The organism is Streptomyces sp. NEAU-174, from assembly GCF_052665095.1.
Genome location: NZ_JBQTCE010000001.1, coordinates 220590 through 238279 on the forward strand (window position 1 = coordinate 220590; position 17690 = coordinate 238279).

The 17690-nt window shown below is 73.0% G+C and carries 14 protein-coding genes; 7 read left to right on the forward strand and 7 right to left on the reverse strand.

The features are described 5' to 3' along the window. Positions 1 to 232 precede the first annotated feature (232 nt). The 4 genes from thpR to ACT2CW_RS00935 form a co-directional block, all read right to left on the reverse strand. Complete coding sequence (gene thpR, locus ACT2CW_RS00920; protein ID WP_445515172.1) at positions 233 to 841, reverse strand: RNA 2',3'-cyclic phosphodiesterase; 609 nt, start codon at positions 839 to 841, stop codon at positions 233 to 235. Positions 842 to 1053: 212 nt separating this feature from the next. Beyond that, positions 1054 to 2391, reverse strand: a complete 1338-nt coding sequence (locus ACT2CW_RS00925) for an MFS transporter (protein ID WP_445515658.1) — start codon at positions 2389 to 2391, stop codon at positions 1054 to 1056. A gap of 129 nt (positions 2392 to 2520) precedes the next feature. Further along, on the reverse strand, positions 2521 to 2982 hold the full coding sequence (locus ACT2CW_RS00930) for a MarR family winged helix-turn-helix transcriptional regulator (protein WP_164425416.1): 462 nt from the start codon (positions 2980 to 2982) through the stop codon (positions 2521 to 2523). A gap of 263 nt (positions 2983 to 3245) precedes the next feature. Further along, a complete protein-coding gene (locus ACT2CW_RS00935; protein ID WP_445515173.1) occupies positions 3246 to 4712 on the reverse strand; it encodes an NCS2 family permease in 1467 nt (488 codons plus the stop codon). Positions 4713 to 4921: 209 nt separating this feature from the next. Between ACT2CW_RS00935 and ACT2CW_RS00940 the strand changes: the two genes are divergently transcribed. Both ACT2CW_RS00940 and ACT2CW_RS00945 read left to right on the forward strand, forming a co-directional pair. Next, positions 4922 to 5203: a DUF2530 domain-containing protein gene (locus tag ACT2CW_RS00940; RefSeq protein ID WP_445515174.1), complete on the forward strand. Its 282-nt coding sequence runs from the start codon at positions 4922 to 4924 to the stop codon at positions 5201 to 5203. A 349-nt stretch (positions 5204 to 5552) separates the two neighbouring features. Further along, positions 5553 to 6371 (forward strand): SAM-dependent methyltransferase, encoded by an 819-nt coding sequence (locus ACT2CW_RS00945; RefSeq protein WP_445515175.1) that lies wholly within the window; start codon positions 5553 to 5555, stop codon positions 6369 to 6371. Between the two features lie 98 nt (positions 6372 to 6469). Here ACT2CW_RS00945 and ACT2CW_RS00950 read toward each other — a convergent pair whose 3' ends face one another. After that, the gene (locus tag ACT2CW_RS00950) at positions 6470 to 10087 is read right to left on the reverse strand and encodes a sacsin N-terminal ATP-binding-like domain-containing protein (protein WP_445515659.1); all 3618 of its coding nucleotides are present in this window, start codon (positions 10085 to 10087) and stop codon (positions 6470 to 6472) included. A gap of 858 nt (positions 10088 to 10945) precedes the next feature. Continuing rightward, positions 10946 to 11848, reverse strand: a complete 903-nt coding sequence (locus tag ACT2CW_RS00955) for a DUF3027 domain-containing protein (protein ID WP_445515660.1) — start codon at positions 11846 to 11848, stop codon at positions 10946 to 10948. 420 nt (positions 11849 to 12268) lie between these two features. Here ACT2CW_RS00955 and ACT2CW_RS00960 point away from each other — a divergent pair, with 420 nt between their 5' ends. The 4 genes from ACT2CW_RS00960 to ACT2CW_RS00975 all read left to right on the forward strand — a co-directional run bounded on the left by ACT2CW_RS00960 (position 12269) and on the right by ACT2CW_RS00975 (position 16523). After that, positions 12269 to 13768, forward strand: coding sequence for an MFS transporter (locus ACT2CW_RS00960; protein WP_445515176.1), 1500 nt, complete (start codon positions 12269 to 12271; stop codon positions 13766 to 13768). 332 nt (positions 13769 to 14100) lie between these two features. Further along, complete coding sequence (locus tag ACT2CW_RS00965) at positions 14101 to 14607, forward strand: hypothetical protein (RefSeq protein ID WP_445515177.1); 507 nt, start codon at positions 14101 to 14103, stop codon at positions 14605 to 14607. Between the two features lie 81 nt (positions 14608 to 14688). Continuing rightward, positions 14689 to 15624 (forward strand): futalosine hydrolase, encoded by a 936-nt coding sequence (gene mqnB / locus ACT2CW_RS00970; RefSeq protein ID WP_445515178.1) that lies wholly within the window; start codon positions 14689 to 14691, stop codon positions 15622 to 15624. Next, on the forward strand, positions 15621 to 16523 hold the full coding sequence (locus tag ACT2CW_RS00975) for a 1,4-dihydroxy-6-naphthoate synthase (protein WP_311766692.1): 903 nt from the start codon (positions 15621 to 15623) through the stop codon (positions 16521 to 16523). Before mqnB ends, ACT2CW_RS00975 begins: the two co-directional genes overlap by 4 nt. 216 nt (positions 16524 to 16739) lie before the next feature. On the opposite strand, the gene ACT2CW_RS00980 is transcribed toward ACT2CW_RS00975, so the two are convergent. Continuing rightward, entirely contained in the window at positions 16740 to 17123 is a 384-nt protein-coding gene (locus tag ACT2CW_RS00980; protein WP_164425404.1) for a cold-shock protein, read from the reverse strand. A gap of 167 nt (positions 17124 to 17290) precedes the next feature. Here ACT2CW_RS00980 and ACT2CW_RS00985 point away from each other — a divergent pair, with 167 nt between their 5' ends. Further along, positions 17291 to 17599, forward strand: a complete 309-nt coding sequence (locus tag ACT2CW_RS00985) for a hypothetical protein (protein WP_445515179.1) — start codon at positions 17291 to 17293, stop codon at positions 17597 to 17599. Positions 17600 to 17690 lie beyond the last annotated feature (91 nt).

Genomic DNA, 17690 nt, shown 5'->3' on the forward strand with positions numbered 1-17690 from the left:
AGGGGAAGGGGTTTTCTGGGGTTTGGGGTTGGGGGGGGGGGGGTTTGGGGGGGGGGGGGGGGGGGGGGTGGGGGGGGGTGGGCCCCCCCCCCCCCCCCACACCCCTCCTTCTCGGCCTTCTCAGCCTCCGAGAGCGGCCGCCGCGGCGACGACGACGAGAATCAGCACCAGCGCGCCGCTCATGATCATGTTTCTGGTCTTGGGGTCCACACCTCGAGATTAGCCGGACCGCTCAGTGACCCAGCGGCCAGGCCGCCACCACCTCGTAGCGCGGCTGCTGCCCGGGGACGCCCGGGGCCGGTGGATGGCTGCGCACCAGGCTGAGCTCGCCCACGGTCCACTCCCGGCCCGCGAAGTCCGTGAGCCCGTCCACGTACGGCGCGAGGCTGGTGGCGGAGGTGTGGCCCGGGGAGCCGTGCCGCGAGGAGCCGTGCCGCGAGGAGCGGGCGCGGGCGATGGTCAGATGCGGGTGGTACGGGCGGTGCCGGTCCATCGGGACCCCGGCCCGCCGGCCCCCCGCCTCGGCGGAGTCGGCCAGCCGCCGCAGGGCCTCGCTGTCGCCGTCGACGCCCACCCACACCACCCGGTCGTCGAACCGCCCGCCGCCCGCGAGCCGCAGCTCGTGGGGGCGGTGGCGATGGGCGGCGCGGGCCAGCCGGGTGTGCAGCTCCGGCAGTACGTCCTCGGCCACCTCGCCGAAGAAGGCCAGCGTGAAGTGCCAGCCCTCCCGCTCGGTCCAGCGCAGCCCGTCCGCCCCCGGCAGCGCCCGGAGCGCCTTGACCCGCGCGGCCAACTCGGCGACGGCCGCCTCCGGCGGCAACACGGCGGCGAAGAGTCTCATCCGCCCAGTCTCCCGCAGGAGCGGGGTCCGGGGCGGAGCCCAGGCAAGGCCAAGGATGCGGAGCCCCGGCAAGACGAAGGAGGCGGAGCCCCGGCAAGGCCAAGAATGCGGAGCCCCGGCAAGGCCAAAGAGGCGGCGCCCCGGCAAGGCCAAGAATGCGGAGCCCCGGCAAGGCCAAAGAGGCGGCGCCCCGGCAAGACCGAAGGGCCGGTTCAGGCCGTGGCGGCCAGCGACTTCTCCTCCGCCTCCGGGGCCCGGGGCACGAAGATCACATGCGGGTGGCCCCGGCGCAGATCCAGCTTCAGCCGGAGGCCGCCGACCCGTACCAGGATCAGCCCCACCGCGGCCGCGGCGGCCGCCGAGATCAGACCGCCCGCGGCGAAGCCTATGCGGGCGCCGCAGGTGTCGGTCAGCCAGCCCACCAGCGGGCCGCCGATCGGCGTACCGCCGACGAAGACCATCATGAACAGGCTCATCACCCGGCCCCGCATCGCGGGGTCCGTCGCGAGCTGGACGCTGGAGTTCGCGGTCACGTTGAACGTCAGGCTGAAGATCCCGATCGGCACCATGAGCGCCGCGAAGAGCCAGAAGTACGGGGTGGCCGCCGCGACCATCTCCAGCACGCCGAACATCAGCGCCGCCCCGACCAGCAGCCGCCGCCGGGCCACCACCCGCCGGGCGGCGAGCAGCGCGCCCGTCACCGAGCCGATCGCGATCAGGGTGTTGAGCAGGCCGTACGTACCAGGACCGGCGTGGAAGACATCGTCGGCGAAGGCGCTCAGCCAGATCGGGAAGTTGAAGCCGAAGGTGCCGATGAAGCCGACGAGCACGATCGGCCAGATCAGCTCGGGGTTCCCCGCCACATAGCGCAGCCCCTCCCGAAGCTGCCCCTTGCCGCGCGGCGCCCGCTCGACCCTGTGCAGCTCGCCGGTGCGCATCAGCAGCAGCCCGACGATCGGGGCGCCGAAGGAGACTCCGTTGATCAGGAAGGCCCAGCCGCTGCCCACGGCGGTGATCAGCACACCGGCGACGGCCGGGCCGATCAGCCGGGCGGACTGGAAGTTCGCGGAGTTGAGGCTGACCGCGTTCCGCAGGTCCTTGGGGCCGACCATCTCGTTGACGAAGACCTGGCGGGTCGGGTTGTCGACGACGGTGACCATGCCGAGCAGGAACGCGATCAGATAGACGTGCCAGACCTGCACATGGCCGCTGAGGGTGAGGGCGGCGAGGGCGAGCCCGCACAGCCCCAGCGCGGTCTGGGTGAAGAGCAGCAGCCGGCGCCGGGGACATCGGTCCGCGATGACCCCGCCGTAGAGGCCGAAGAGCAGCATGGGCAGGAACTGGAGCGCGGTGGTGATGCCGACCGCGGTGGAGGAGCCGGTGAGACTCAGGACCAGCCAGTCCTGGGCGATCCGCGACATCCAGGTGCCGGTGTTGGAGATCATGGCACCGGTCGCGAACAGGCGGTAGTTGCGGATCCTCAGCGAACGGAAGGTCCCGCCCCGGGTGTGTCCCGCGGTGACGGCGGGCGCGGGGTCGGATACGGGGATTCCGGAGTTGCCCGGGTTTCCAGGGCCTCCGGGGCCTCCGGGGTGTGCGGGGTTCTTCGGTGCGGGTGCGGAGTCTGCTCCGGGTCCCGTACTCAAGTGCGTTCGCCTCCTGGCTGCCTCGGGTCGTTCCTACATGTGCGCGAGCTTCTCCAGCACGGGCGCGGCGGCGCGCAGCACCTCCCACTCGTCGTCGGTCAGCTCCCCGACCAGCTCGGCCAGCCAGGCGTTGCGCTTGCGTCGGCTCTCTTCGAGCATGGCCTCTGCCCGCTCGGTCGGCGAGACGACTTTCTGCCGCCGGTCCTCCGGATGCGGCTCGAGCCTGACCAGTCCCTTGGCCTCCAGCAGCGCCACGATGCGGGTCATCGACGGCGGCTGGACGTGCTCCTTGCGGGCCAGCTCGCCGGGGGTGGCGGAGCCGCACTGGGCCAGCGTGCCCAGGACCGCCATCTCGGTCGGGCTGAGCGATTCGTCCACCCGCTGGTGCTTGAGCCGCCGCGAGAGACGCATCACTCCGGACCGCAGCGCACTCACGGCGGCCGCGTCATCGGGGGGCGCCTCCGCCTGGTGCTGGGGGCGGGACAGATCCGGCATGGTCTTTAGCATAACTCATTACCTCGCCTAATGAAAACCCTGGTGACTTCCCTATTTCTATTTCACCCGAACGAGTGAGATGACTCCGGGTAGTAACACGCGGCGGCACGCATGAGCGCCCAGGACCACGGGGGTCCGGGGCGCTCGGGGCGGAACGCTCATGCGCCAGGCGGGACGGCGTACATCGGCGCGGAACGGCGTACACCAGGGCGGGACGACGACTCGGCCCGGGCCGGGCCGAGCCGAGCCGAGCCGAGCTCGGCTCAGGAGACGCCGAGTGCCTGTTCGATCGGGTTGAGCAGGAAGTACACCAGGAAGCACACCCCCACCACGCCCAGCAGCCACGGGATCTCCCGGGTCCGCCGGGTGGCGATGCGCAGCAGCAGGAACGAGAGGACGCCCAGCCCGATCCCGTTGGTGATGCTGTACGTGAACGGCATCGAGATCATGGTCAGGAAGGCCGGGATCGCGATCGTGGAATCGCTCCAGTCGATCTCCTTGACGTTCGCCGCCATGATCAGGAAGCCGACGACCACCAGCGCGGGGGTCGCGGCCTGTGAGGGCACCACCTTGGCCAGCGGCGTGAAGACCAGCGCGAGCAGGAAGAGCCCGCCGGTCACCACGTTCGCGAGTCCGGTGCGCGCCCCCTCCCCGACGCCCGCCGTGGATTCGACGAAGCAGGTGTTGGCCGAGGCGGAGCCGAAGCCACCGCCCGCCACCGCGACGCCGTCCATCATCAGGATCCGGCCCATGCCGGGCAGCTGGCCGCGCTCATCGGTCAGCCCGGCCTCCTCGCCGACGCCGATGATCGTGCCCATCGCGTCGAAGAAGCCGGACAGCAGCACGGTGAAGACGAAGAGACAGCCGGTGAGCAGGCCGACCTCATGGAAGCCGCCGAAGAGGCTGACGTCGCCGACGAGGCCGAAGTCCGGCTTGTCGACCACCTTCTCCGGCACCGAGGGGATGGTCAGCCCCCACTGGGCGTCCGGGATCTGCGCCAGGGAGTTGATCACGATCGCGACCACGGTCATGGTCACGATGCCGATCAGGATCGCGCCGCGCGTCTTACGGACGATCAGGATGAAGGTGAGCGCGAGACCGGCCACGAAGACCAGCACCGGCCAGCCCTGGAGCCGCCCGGCCACACCCAGGCCCAGGGGGACGGTGGTGTGCGCGGAGTCGGGGTTACGGCTGACGAAGCCGGAGTCGACCAGGCCGATCAGGGCGATGAAGAGCCCGATGCCGATCGCGATCGCCCGGCGCAGCCCGGACGGAATCGCGTCCATCACCCGCTGCCGCAGCCCGGAGGCGACGAGGATCATCAGCACCAGACCCGCGAGCACCACCATGCCCATCGCGTCCGGCCAGCTCATCTTGGGCGCGAGCTGGAGCGAGACCACGGCGTTGATGCCGAGGCCCGCGGCCAGCGCGATGGGGACGTTGCCGACGATCCCCATGAGCAGCGTGGTCAGGCCCGCGATCAGGGCGGTGGCGGTGACCAGCTGGCCGTTGTTGAGCTGATGCCCGAACTTGTCCGTACCGGCCCCGAGGATGATCGGGTTCAGTACGACGATGTAGGCCATCGCAAAGAACGTGGCCAGTCCGCCCCGGATCTCCCGGGAGACCGAGGAACCACGCTCGCTGATCTTGAAGAACTTGTCGATGCCGTTGGCGGGGGGAGCCGGAGCCTGCTTACCGGCGTCGACCGGCGCGGTGGCCGAGGGGGACATGGAGGACCTCAGTGTGCGTGACCATCAACAGCGGGTCCTTTGGATGATCGAACCAGTTTGGACGATCGAACGAGACATTCCACTCAGACCCAGAAGTATTCAGTATGAAACTATCAAGGTCCGATCGCCAAACCGGTCCCCGGTGAGGGCCCTGTGAGGTCCGGCACGACCCCGGCCGGGCCCATGACCGGCCCCCTTAAGCTGTGGCCATGACGAAGTGGACCCCCAAGCACGAGGCGCCGGAGCCCCTTGAGGGCAATGTTGTGGCCACGATCACCGGCGGCACCATCGTGTGGTTCGTCCTCTTCCTCGCCCAGCTGCCCTTCTACGGCTGGTTCCAGGAGCACGGACATCTGTGGTGGCTGTGGACCTGCCTGGCCGGCGGCGGGCTCGGACTGCTCGGCATCTGGTACGTACGGGCCCGGGATGCGGCGATCCGGCGCGGCGCGCGGAACGGGGACGCGCGGACGGCCGACGCGCAGAACGGCTGACACGCGGTACGGCTGACGCGCAGAACAGTTGGTGCGGTACGGCCGACGCGCAGAACGGCCGGCCCACCCCCGTGACGGCGCGGCGCCGGACCGTCCGCCGTTCCCGGCGGCGGCCCGGCGCCCTGGCCTGGTGCGCGGGCGCGCTCCCCTCCTCGCGACGCACCCGCTCACCCGTCTGTGGTGCGCACAGAAAGGTGAGGGCTCCGCCGCGGGGACGCGCGGGCGGAGCCGGATGAGCCAACTGTACGATCTTCACGGGCCGTTCACAATGTTGCGGAAGCCTCACGACGGGCACTTTGTTCGGGAACTGCCGTCTTGTGGTCATCAACTCACCAGTAATGTGAGGGATATGACCGGTAACCGCTTTCGTGCCGATGAGATCGATACCAGCAAGCCGCACTCGGCCCGCATGTACGACTACTTCCTGGGCGGCAAGACCCACTACGCGGTCGACACCCACGCCGCCGAACAGGTCGAGGCCGTCTGGCCCGACGTCAAGCCGTGGACCCGTGCCAACCGGTCATTCATGCACCGCGCGACCCGCTGGCTCGCGAGCGAGGCGGGCATACGGCAGTTCCTGGACATCGGCACCGGCATCCCCACCGAGCCCAACCTCCACCAGGTCGCCCAGAAGGCCGCCCCGGACTCCCGGGTCGTCTACGCGGACAACGACCCGATAGTGCTGGCCTACGCGCAGGCCCTGCTGCTCTCCACGCCCGAGGGCCGCACCGCCTACATCCACGCGGACGTCAGCGACCCGGAGGCGATCCTGGCCGCCGAGGAGCTGAACGACACCCTCGATCTGTCCCAGCCGGTCGCGCTGTCGCTGAATGCGATCATGCACTTCATCGCGGACGAGCAGAAGCCGTACGAGATCGTGCGCCGACTGGTCGAGCCCCTGGCCTCGGGCAGCTATCTCGTGCTCTCGCACGGCGGTCTCGACCCCCGCCCCGGGGTCTCGGACGCGGTCACCAACCTCTACCGCAGCAGCGGCATCCATGTGCAGGGACGCACCCAGGAAGAGATCTTTCCGTTCTTCGACGGGCTGGAGCTGGTCGATCCGGGCGTGGTGATGCCGCACCGCTGGAAGCCCGAGAGCGAGCAGGCCAGGGCCGAGGCGGAGGCCAAGGAGCTGTGGATCTTCGCGGGCGTGGCACGCAAGCCCTGACTCTCGCGGGCGTGGCCCGCAAGCCCTGACCGGGGAACGGGCCTTGCCCCGGGGCACCGAGGCAAGGCCCACGCGCACACCCCGTACGCGCGCGCCCGTCAGTCGAACCAGCGGGCCCGCGCCAGCTCCTCCGTACGGGTCAGATCCTCCAGCAGCGCCGCGACCTCGAACCGGCGCGCCCAGTGACCGGCGGCCCAGGACAGACCGGCCGCGACGCCCTCGACCGTCGAGGCGTGCAGGGTGCCGTCCACATACCGCCAGTCCAGCTCGATCTCACCCGAGCCCGCGCCCTCGGCATCACCCGAGCCCTCGCCATCACCCGAACCCGGGCCCTCGATCAGCAGTTCCTCGTGCTCGATGTACGACAGCGGGGCGCCCGGGAGGAGTTCGCGGACCGCCTCGGGCACCTCGTGCGGATCGCCCTGTGAGGTCACCCGCGCCGGGTACGCCTCGCTCAGCCGCCGCACCTGGAACAGCTCGGCCAGCTCCGCCGCCCGCGTAGGCCGTACGGGCAGCAGCGCCCGGCCGTCCGCCTCGGCCAGCGGCATCAGGTCCGGGGCGTCCGCGACCAGCGCCTCGCCCGCCTCGACCACCGTCGGCTCGCCGTCCACGATGGCGCGCAGCTCGTCCGGCAGGGTCACCTGCTCCGGGTCCAGGTCGGCCAACTGCCCGTAGATCGCGTGCAGCTGGGCCGGGGCCACCTCACGGTCCGGGTCGGCGAGGCGGGCCAGCAGTTCCGCGGCGCCGCCCGGCTCGTCCAGCAGCGAGGCCACGGAGGTCCGTACGCCCAGCGCCCGCAGCACCTGCTCGTCCTCGAACCCGGCCGCGTCCACCGCCTCGTACAGCCCGGCCAGCAGCGGATCACCCCCGGCCGCGCGCAGCCCGGCGGGGCGGCGGCCGTCCAGCACCGGATGGCCGCGCAGCCACCACGCGGTGTACGAGCGCACGATCTCCGTCGTGCCGTCCGGCAGCAGCACCCGCACCGGCGCGGTCAGCGCGTCGCGCAGCGGCGGCTGGGCGAGCATGGCGAGCGCCCGCGGCCAGGCGTCGTCGTCGACCAGGTCCAGGTCGCGTACGGCCACGATCTCGGTGGCCACCGGCGGCACCGGCGTCTCCGGCAGCCGGTCCAGCACGTCCTCGCACCACACGTCGACGGCGTCCAGCACGCCGACGTCGTCCGGTTCGGTGAAGTCGCCCTCGCGGGGCTCCAGTTCATCCGGGTCCAGCACCACATCGGTGGCCCTGACCAGCGTGAACCCCGCCAGCACACCGACCGCGGCGAGCGGCTGCTCACCCCAGCGCTCGGCCAGCTCGGCGTCGCACGCGGCCAGTTCGCCCTCCCGCATCACCTGCTCGAAGGCGCTGCCGGGGAGGACCAGCTCACCGGCCGGGGCCAGCTCCCCGTCCTCGTCCGGGAGCGCGAGCGCGGCCAGCCACGGCTCGTCGCCGGGCGCCAGCCGGGCCTGCTGGACCAGGCCGAGGACGGTGTCGGCCAGCGTGTCGGCGTCCAGCGCCGCGCCCAGGCCGCCCTCGCCCTCCTCCGCGAACGGGTCGTACTCGTCCTCCGCCTCCAGCGAATGCGCCACGGCGGCCCGTACTTGCGGGGTCGTCAGCACGGCGCGGGGCGTGGCGGGGGTCGCGCCGAGCTTCTCCAGCAGCGGATGGGCGGCGTCCGGATGTGCAACTTTCAGGCCGAGGCGGGCGAGGGTGCGATGCGTATCGCTGACGGTGGCGCCGCGCTCGGGGGTCCGCGCGGATTCGACGGTTCCGGCGGACGCGGAGATTCCGGCGGGCTCGGCCGGTCCGGCGGGCTCGGTGGTGACGGCGGACTCGGCGCTTCCGGCGGACTCGGCGGTTCCGATGCTGTCCAGGCCGCGCGGACTGTCCAGGCCGTGCGAGCCGTCCAGGCCATGCAGGCTGTCCAGGTCGCCGTCGGCCTCGCCCGGCAGCGGCAGCAGCACCTGCCGGGGTCCGATCGTCGTCCGGCCGTCCGCCAGCGGCACCGGCAGCCCGCTGAGCCGGTCCGGGTCGATACCGCCCAGCGAGTCGTACAGCCGCCGCCACCAGGCCGGGGCGCGCTCCACGCCCGCGAGCCGGTCGATGAGCTCGCCCAGCGGTACCCGGGCCACGCCCAGCACCCGCAGCTCCGAGCGGCGCTCGAGGCCGGCGGGCAGCAGCGTCGGGAACAGCTCGGCCAGCACCTCCACCGTCTCCGCGCCCGCGCCCTCGACGATCTCGGCGTCCCGGGGCCGCAGCGCGTACGGCTCGCCCTCGGCGCCGCCGCGCGCCAGCACGTCGTCGTCCCAGTCGGCCGGGGCGGGCACGGACGGGGCGGCGGCCGGCTCGTCCGCCGCGGGGCCGCCCTGGGCGGCGTCCGGGCCGAGCGCCTCCGGCGAGCCGAGCCAGCCCGCCACCGCCTCGGCCACGGCCGCGTCCTCCGTGCCGCCCACGCCCACCGCCGGTGCGGCGGCGCTGGGCAGGAAGGGCACCCTCGGCAGCCGCTCCAGCACCCGCTGGCGCAGCTCCCCGTCCAGCTCGCCCCGGCCCAGCTGGCCCGGGACCAGGTCGATCGAGCCGACCGAGACCGGATGCCAGTCGCGCAGCAGCGTCGCGTACGCCTCGGCCGCGCGGTCCAGCAGGAAGTCCGTGAGCGGCCCGGGGGCGGTGTGGCGGCGGGTGGGCTCCAGCGGGAAGGACGCGATCAGCAGCGCGGGCATGCCCAGCGGCTCATCCGTCGGCGTCGGGGCGTGGACCACCGGGGCGGTCGCGGGGCGCGTCGGCGCGCCCTCCGCGTCCACCGGAACCGCCCAGGTCACCGACCACACCGGGCGCAGCCGCTCCTCCACCGGGCGGTCGGCGAGCAGCTCCGGCTCCAGCCGCCCCCCGGCGCTCTCGGTGCGCCAGCGCGTCGTACCGCGGGCGCCGCTGTCCTCGACGACCGTGTACGGGCCGTCCTGGCGGCGGCGCAGCGTCCGGGTGCCCTCGACGGTCTCGACCACGACCTCGGCCAGGCCGGGGAGGGTCAGCAGCAGCGCGTCGTCGATCCCGGCCAGCAGCCGCTCGGCCACGTCCCAGGCGGCGCCGTCGCGCAGCGGCAGCACCACGACGGTGTCGTAGCCCTCCGGGGCGCTGCCCTCGGCGGGCAGCGGCAGCCGCAGCAGCGGTACGTGGCCGTCGCGGCGGCGCAGCTCCTCGGCGAGGCCGGGGCCGGGGCCTGCGGTGGCGGCGGCGGTGGCGGCGCGCTGGGTCAGCTCCCGCGCCTCGGCCAGCGACCAGCGCACCCCGCCGGTGCGGCCCACGACCGCGGGCTCGTCGCTCACCGCGAGCACCGCCGCGAAGCCGACGCCGAACCGCCCGACCGCGCTCTCCGGCTCGTCCCGCTTGGCCGACGCCCGCAGGGTGGACAGCGACTCGACGCCCGCCGCGTCCAGTGGCGCCCCGGTGTTGGCGACGGCCAGCACGGCGGGTTCGCCGTCGGTGGCCGGCCGCAGGGTCAGCCGCAGCCGCCCGGGCACCCCGGCGCGGGCGGCGGCGTCCGCCGCGTTCTGGGCCATCTCGACGACCAGCCGGTCCCGGTGGCCGCCCAGCGCCAGGTCCTCCTCGGCGTTGGCGTCCTCCCGGAACCGGGCGGGCGACGCGGCCCAGGCGTCCAGCACGCCGCGCCGCAGCCGCGCGGTCCCGAACGGGTCCGCGTCCTCGGTCGCGCCTCGCACCATCGCCGTGCTGCTCACGTCTCGCCTCCGGAAGTTCCTGGTCGGGGTCCGTCCTGCGCCGCGGCGCCACACCGCCGAGTCCCCCGCGGTGCGGATCGCCGCACCGCGCTCGCCGTTCCCAAGCGTGCCGCCCTTGCTAGCCGCGAACGTACCGCTATCCGCCCCCAAACGACGCCCCGGGCCCCACACAACCGGATTCTCCCCCTCACCTTGGGGCCCACGGGCCCCTGGGCCACCGGGCCCGTGCCTCGGGCACGCAGCTTGCCAAAGGGGATGTCCTACGGATCGTGACGCCTGCGGCGGGCTGTTCCCTTCCCCGCCCCTTCCCGGCAGTATCGATATGCGGCTCCGCCGCGTGGGGGGCTCCGCCCCAGCCCCCCGGTTGGGAACGGCGAGCGCGGTGGGGGCGATCCGCACCCCGGGGGACTCGGTTGTGGCGCCGTGGCGCAGTACGGACCCCGACCGGGGCCCAGGGGCGAAGCCCCTGGTAGCGGGAAGGGGCGGGGAGGGGAAAGCCCCGCCGGTCACCACACCCCACAGGTGCCCCTGGGCGCCGCAGCCCCGGCCGGGGTGAGCGGCAGCCTGCGGGAAGCCCGCCCGGTGCGGACGAACCGGGGCGGCCGGACTCGCCGTTGGGACCTGAACGAGCGCAGTGGGCCTACGGCGCGGCGTCCGGGCAGGTGCGGCTGGGCCGCCTCGCTCGAAGCCGCCACCAGGGCGATGCGCGCCCCCGCCAAGGCATGCGGGGCCCGGCCCCCTGCCCACGCCAGACGAGTCCGGGAAGCGACGCATCCCGGGCGACGGTGGACAGCTGCCGCTGCCTGGCCGGGGGCGGCGCGGGGCCGGGGCCCCGCGCCGTCGTCAGCTGTGGCCCAGTTCCTCCGGGGGCGTGTCCGGCTCGACGGAGCCGCTGGTGCGGTCCGGGTGGAGGGGGAGGGGTTCGACGATCGTTTCGTCGACGACCGGGGGGGCCGGGCGGGGAGGCTTGGGCATGACGGCGGCCTCGGAGTGGGCGCCGCAGCCGTAGGAGAGGGAGACGACGTGGCCGTCCGCCGGGCTGAACTCGTTCGCGCAGACCCCGAACGCCTGCCCCAGCGAGCCGCCGACGGCCACCAGGAAGCCGCAGCTCGCGCAGGTGCCGGGGGCCGCCTGGGCCATGGGGGTCTTGGGGCCGTACGCCTCGTCCCAGCGGTCGGCCGCGTCGTGGAGGCCGTAGCGGGACAGCACCCGGGCGCGCCGCATGCCCAGCTCCTCGGCGACGGCCGCGATCGAGCCGGTCGCGGGCGGGGTCTGCGCCGCGGGGGGGCCGGCCGTCACATCGGCCTCCTCCACCGCCGCGAGCTGCTCCATCTCCTCCGAGACCACGGAGTTGGGCGGCGGGGCGTCCTCGCCCGAGTAGCCGGGCTCCAGGCGCGGGTCCTCGGCCTCGGTGGGGAGCAGATCGCCCGGTCCCATGTCGCCGGGGCGCAGCCGCTCGCTCCAGGGCACCCACTCCGGCGCGAGCAGCGCGTCGGGGCCGGGGAGCAGCACCGTCTCGTCCAGGGTGACGGCCTTGGCGCGGGAGGCGCGGGCCACCGTGACCGCCCAGCGCCAGCCGCGATAGCCCGGCTCGGGGCTCTCGAAGAGATGCGTGACCACGCGGTCGCCCTCGGCGACAGCGCCCAGATACTCGCCCACCTGCCCCGGATGGGCGGCTTCCAGAGCCGCCTCGCGGGCGAGTTCGACCGCCTCGGCGCACAGGCGGTCGGGGGTACGGCTTCGCATCGCACTCACAGGATCGATTCTCTCTTCCACGCCGTCGCAGCCGTCTGACCTGGTGCGCCAGCCGTACGGCCGTCGCGGGACCGCGGACGGAGCGGACCATGGGGCCGCGTCGACGTCCGCGCCCATCCGGCCTTCGGGCGCACCTTGTACGTCCCATTCTGCGGGATGGCTACTCGGCACACGGCCAGGAACGACCCTCGGTGGCGCGGTTACGCACGCTACCTTGTCCAGCCGCACCGGCCCTACCCCCGTCTCATCCCGACCACTCCCCACGGCGCCGTACGCCCCCTCCCCTCCCGCCCCCGCGAAAGCGCATTTCCGCTGGACAGCGGGGTGTTGCCGATCCCCGGCGACGGCGCCGCCATCCGGAAAGCCGTCGAAGGTCTGACGCTTCGGCCGCGTTGGCTGCACCATGGTCAGGTGGCAGGAACGCGGTGGTACAGCGGCGGCTCGACCTGGCGGTCGGGCCGTTGGGTCGTCCACGCGCTCCGTCTCCCCTTCGCGCTCCGTCTCCCTTTCACCGCGGCCGGGCGCGGCATCCGCCGGGCCACCCACGCCCACGGCGCCGGCGAGTCGGGGCTCGGAAAGCTGATCGAACTGCACGCGGTGAACTCCGCGGGCGACATGCTGATCACCGTCGCCCTCGCTTCCACGATCTTCTTCTCGGTCCCGACCGACGAGGCCCGCGGCCGGGTCGCGCTCTACCTGGTCATCACCATGGCGCCGTTCGCGCTGCTCGCCCCCGTCATCGGCCCGTTCCTCGACCGCATTCCGCACGGCCGCCGCGCCGCGATGGCGGGCGCGATGCTGACCCGCGTGGTGCTCGCGCTGACGATGGCGGGCGCGGTGGCGGGCGGCGGGCTGGAGCTGTATCCGGCGGCGCTGGGCGTGCTGGTGGCGTCGAAGGCGTACGGAGTCGTCCGTTCCGCCGTCGTGCCACGGCTGCTCCCACCCCACTTCTCCCTGGTCAAGGCCAACTCACGGGTCACCCTCGCCGGGCTGCTCGCCACCGGCGCGGCGGCCCCGCTGGGGGCCGGGCTGCATCAGATCGGGCCGAGCTGGCCGCTGTACGGGGCGTGCGTGATCTTCCTGCTGGGCGGGTTCCTGTCGTTCACCCTGCCGCACAAGGTGGACTCCGCGAAGGGCGAGGCCAGGGCGCAGCTGACCTCGGGGCAGCGGCATCTGCATCTGCCGGTCACGGTGCGCAAGCCCAAGGCCAGGGTGGGCCGGGCCTGGGCCGCCGCCCCGGGGGCCGGTGGGGGCGGGACCGCCTTCTCCGGGACCGTCTCCAGGCTCGCCTTCTGGAGGGGCCGGTCCCGGCGGCCCGGCCTCAGTACGGTCGGCCCCTCCGTGCTGCACGCCCTTCAGGCGTGTGCCGCGCTGAAGACCCTGTCCGGGTTCCTCACCCTCTTCCTAGCCTTCCTCCTCCGCGACCAGCCGCTGGGCGGGCTCGGCCCCGAGGTCTCGCTCGGCCTGGCCGCGGTCTGCGCGGGCGGCGGGAACGCGCTGGGCACCGCGATCGGCGCCTGGCTGCGGGCGCGCGGCCCGGAACTGATCATCGCGGTGGTGCTGAGCTCCGCCCTGGGCGTGCTCATCGTGTCGGCGGCCCTCTACGGCGCGGTGACGGTGGCCGCCGTGGCCGCCACCGCCGGGATCTCCCAGGCGCTGGGCAAGCTGTCGCTGGACGCGCTGATCCAGCGGGACGTCCCGGAGGAGGTCCGCACCTCGGCGTTCTCGCGGTCCGAGACGACGCTCCAGATGGCGTGGGTCCTCGGCGGCGCCATCGGCATCGTGCTGCCGCTCCACGGGGTGCTGGGGATGGCGGTCGCCGCGGCGGTGATCGCGCTGGGCGCGGCGCTGAGCGTCCGCGGACTGCTGAGCGCCTCCCGGCAGGGCGCGCCGTATCCGCGGGTGGCGTGAGTCCCGGGCCGCACCCGAGCCCGGCGGACGGGACCGCCAACGGCTAAGCGCTCCGCGGGAAGTGCCACGAGATGCCGTCGTGCGTCTGCGGCCGCATCGTGGCTGGTCGCCCACGCGGCGGAGCCGCATATCGACACAGCCGCGGCGGAGCCGCACATCGACACAGCCCCGCGCCCCTTCGGGGCGCTGCCTGAACCGTAGCGGACTTCCTCCGACCTGCTTAGGCGTACCCGCGCGCGAGGCGGTCCGGTGGTTTTGGGCGAGAAATAATCGAGGCTTGCGGAGTCGTACCCGCGCGCGAGGCGATCGATGCGGCCAGATAGCCTGCCCGCATGACCGCTGCGCTGTTTTCCAGGGGCAAGGGCCGCCGCGCCGTCACCGCCGCCTGTGCCGTGTCCCTCGGGCTCGTCGCCCTCTCCGCCTGCGACAAGCCGACCCCGCTGGCAACGGTGACGGTCGGTTCGAACACCGTGACGACCGAGGCGAGCAACGGCTGCTACGGCGACGGCAAGGACCTGAGCTCGAAGAAGTTCAAGGCCTGCCTGTCCGCCAAGCCCGAGAAGACGATCAAGGTGACCTCCGGGGACAAGGTACGGATCGGGGTGGACCCCGAGATCGCCAAGTCCAGCTGGGGCCTGATCGCCAACAACCCGGTCATGGCCGAGGCGAGCAAGGAGACGTACCGCAGCTTCGACAGCGATACGCTCTTCGCCCGGCAGAACCCGCAGACCGGCCAGACCACGCTCGAGAAGAAGGTCACGATCACGGTCGCCGAGCTCGGCAAGAGCAGCCAGGGCGTCAAGGGCATCTGGCGCTTCACGCTGGAACGGGACTCCTGACGGGACGCTTGACGGGGCCCGGTCGCACCGGGTCACCGGCCGCGCCGTGACAGGGTTGTGTGTGACAAGGGGGAGTCACCCATGCGCGTACTGATCGTCACGGCCGTAGCCGCCGAGCGGGACGCCGTCGTACGGGGCGTCGGCGCCACCGCCCCCGAGCTGGCCGAACTCCCCGTCCCCGGCGGGATGCTCCACCGGCTGAGCCCGGCGCCGCCCGCCGGGCCGCCGCTCACCGTGGACGTCCTGGCCGCCGGGGTCGGCCCGGCGGCCGCGGCGGCCGGAACCGCCGCCGCCCTGACCGCGGCCGCGGTCGCCCGCACCCCCTACGACCTCGCCGTATCGGCCGGTATCGGCGGCGGCTTCAGCACGCGGCCCCCCGTCACCGCGCCCGCCGCCACAGCGCCCGAAGCCGCGGGGTCCGAAGCTGCGCGGCTCGGAGCCGAGGGGCCCGAAGCCGCGGGGACCGGAAGCGTGGGGCCCGAAGCCGCGGCGCCCGGATCTGCGGGGCCTGTCGCCACGGCCACGGCGCGGCCGACGACCCCAGCGCCCGCCACCGCCCACCTCGGCTCCGTCGTCGTGGCCGACGCCATCGTCGCCGCCGACCTGGGCGCCGAGACCCCCGACGGCTTCGCCGCCGTCACCGACCTGGGCTTCGGAACCGTCGAACACCTCCCGCCCGCCCCGCTCGTCGCCGCCGTCGCCGAGGCGACGGACGCCGTGCGCGGCACCGTGCTCACCGTGTCGACCGTGACCGGGAGCGCCGAACGGGCCGCCGAGCTGCTGCGCCGCCATCCGCGCGCCGTCGCCGAGGCCATGGAGGGCTTCGGCGTCGCGGAGGCCGCCGCGGCCCAGTCCGTGCCCGCTCTGGAAGTACGAACGGTCTCCAACGCCGTCGGACCGCGCGACCGCGCGGCCTGGCGGATCGGGGAGGCGCTCGAAGCGCTCACGGGCGCCTTCGCGACCATCGCCCCCCTCCTCGGCACCTGGACCTTTGACCCGGAAGGAACCCGGCAGTGACTGAGCCCCTGAGCGAACCCCTGGCTGAGCCTTCGAGTGAGCCTTTGAAGATCGCCTACTCCCCGTGCCCGAACGACACCTTCGTCTTCGACGCCTGGGCCCACGGCCGCGTCCCCGGCGCGCCCGCGCTCGATGTCACCTTCGCCGACATCGACATCACCAACGGGATGGCCGAACGAGGCGAGTTCGACGTACTGAAGGTGTCGTACGCCGTACTGCCCTGGGTGCTGGACGACTACGCGCTGCTGCCCTGCGGCGGTGCGCTCGGCCGCGGCTGCGGTCCGCTGGTGCTCACGCGGCAGCCCGGCGAGGGGCAGCCGCTCACCGGCAAGGACCTGGCGGGGAAGACGGTCGCGGTACCGAGCGAGCGTTCGACCGCGTATCTGCTCTTCCGGCTGTGGGCCGCCGCCGAGGTGCCGGGCGGGGTCGGCGAGATCAAGGTGCTGCCGTTCCACGCGATCATGCCCGCGGTGCGGGACGGCGAGGTCGACGCCGGGCTCGTCATCCACGAGGCCCGGTTCACCTATCAGAATTACGGGCTGCACTGCCTGGCTGACATGGGCGAGCACTGGGAGCAGACCACCGGACTCCCGATCCCGCTCGGCGCGATCATCGCCAAGCGCTCACTGGGCACCGAGCGGCTGCGGGAGCTCGCCGACGCCGCCCGCACATCGGTGCGGATGGCCTGGGACGATCCTGAGGCGTCGCGGGCGTATGTCCTGGAGCACGCCCAGGAGATGGACCCGGCCGTCGCCGATCAGCACATCGGGCTGTACGTCAACGAGTTCACCGCCGACCTCGGCGAGAGCGGCTACGCCGCGGTGCGCGGGCTGCTGACCCGAGCGGCGGCGGAGGGGCTGGTGCCGCCCCTCGGCCCCGGGGCGCTGGACGCGGTCTGACGCCTTGACGCCTGGGCACGTGGTCGCACGCCAAGCGGAGCCGGACGGGTATCCGTCCGGCTCCGCTGAGGGATGACGTATGTGCCGAGGCGCGCCGGGCCGCTCAGGTCGAACTCGGCCCGGACTCGGCCCGGACTCGGCCCGAGCTCAGCCCGGACTCAGCCCAGGCTCAGGTCAGACGCCGAGCGTCAGACATCGAGGGCAAGACGCCGAGGGTCAGACGTCGAGCTGGTCGGCCACCGCGCGCAGCATGCCCGCGATCTTGTGGCCATGTGCCTTGTCCGGGTAGCGGCCGCGCTCCAGCTGCTGCGTCACATTCTCCAGCAGGGTGGTCAGATCCTGGACAATGGACGCCAGCTCATCAGGCTTGCGGCGCTGGGCGGCCGCCACGGAGGGAGTCGGATCGAGAACGGTGACGGACAATGCCTGATCCCCGCGATTTCCGGCCACCACGCCGAATTCCACGCGCTGTCCCGGCTTCAGTACGTCGACGCCTTCCGGAAGCACCGACGAGTGAACGAAGACGTCGCCACCGTCATCGCGGGAGAGAAAGCCAAAGCCCTTCTCACTGTTGAACCACTTGACCTTGCCGGTAGGCACGTCTGTCTCGTCCTCGTCGCTCGTCGGAAAACACGGAAAAACAGCTCTCGATAGCACTACAGCGGGTCGTAAGACCCGCCACCACAAGGCTAATGGTCCCGAGCCTGGTGACAAGACGTACCCGGGCGGTTCCTATGCGCGCTCTGGCACGGATCTACCCTGGTCCGGTGAGTAATGAAACCCCGCACCGCGGCGGCTCCCCCAGCCACCCCCGAGAGGCGCCCCTTCCCGGCGACCGGCTCATCCGGTCCGGCGTCATCGTCTTCGCCATCGGAGCGGTGGCCACGCTCGTCACCGTCGCGCCGCTCTTCCTGGGCGCGGACCCGCTGCCCTCGGTGGCGTACTTCGTATCCATGCTGATGGGCGTCGGTTTCGCCCTCGCCGCCGTCGGTCTGCTGCGCTCCATCGCGGCACAGCGGCGGGAGGCCGCATCCGCCGCCCAGGTGTCACAGCCGCCCGTACCGCCGTCCGGGTGAATCGAGTGCATCGGGGGAACCGGCCGGGCTCATGAAACCGGCCGGGCTCGTGAGCTCGTGAGCTCGTGAGCTCGTGAACGCATGAGCTGGG

Bases quoted from the DNA above. Each gene is read 5' to 3' on its own strand.
- thpR (WP_445515172.1), bottom strand. From the start codon at position 841: ATGAGACTCTTCGCCGCCGTGTTGCCGCCGGAGGCGGCCGTCGCCGAG.
- ACT2CW_RS00930 (WP_164425416.1), bottom strand. From the start codon at position 2,982: ATGCCGGATCTGTCCCGCCCCCAGCACCAGGCGGAGGCGCCCCCCGAT.
- ACT2CW_RS00935 (WP_445515173.1), bottom strand. From the start codon at position 4,712: ATGTCCCCCTCGGCCACCGCGCCGGTCGACGCCGGTAAGCAGGCTCCG.
- ACT2CW_RS00940 (WP_445515174.1), top strand. From the start codon at position 4,922: ATGACGAAGTGGACCCCCAAGCACGAGGCGCCGGAGCCCCTTGAGGGC.
- ACT2CW_RS00945 (WP_445515175.1), top strand. From the start codon at position 5,553: ATGACCGGTAACCGCTTTCGTGCCGATGAGATCGATACCAGCAAGCCG.
- ACT2CW_RS00950 (WP_445515659.1), bottom strand. From the start codon at position 10,087: ATGGTGCGAGGCGCGACCGAGGACGCGGACCCGTTCGGGACCGCGCGG.
- ACT2CW_RS00955 (WP_445515660.1), bottom strand. From the start codon at position 11,848: ATGCGAAGCCGTACCCCCGACCGCCTGTGCGCCGAGGCGGTCGAACTC.
- ACT2CW_RS00965 (WP_445515177.1), top strand. From the start codon at position 14,101: ATGACCGCTGCGCTGTTTTCCAGGGGCAAGGGCCGCCGCGCCGTCACC.
- mqnB (WP_445515178.1), top strand. From the start codon at position 14,689: ATGCGCGTACTGATCGTCACGGCCGTAGCCGCCGAGCGGGACGCCGTC.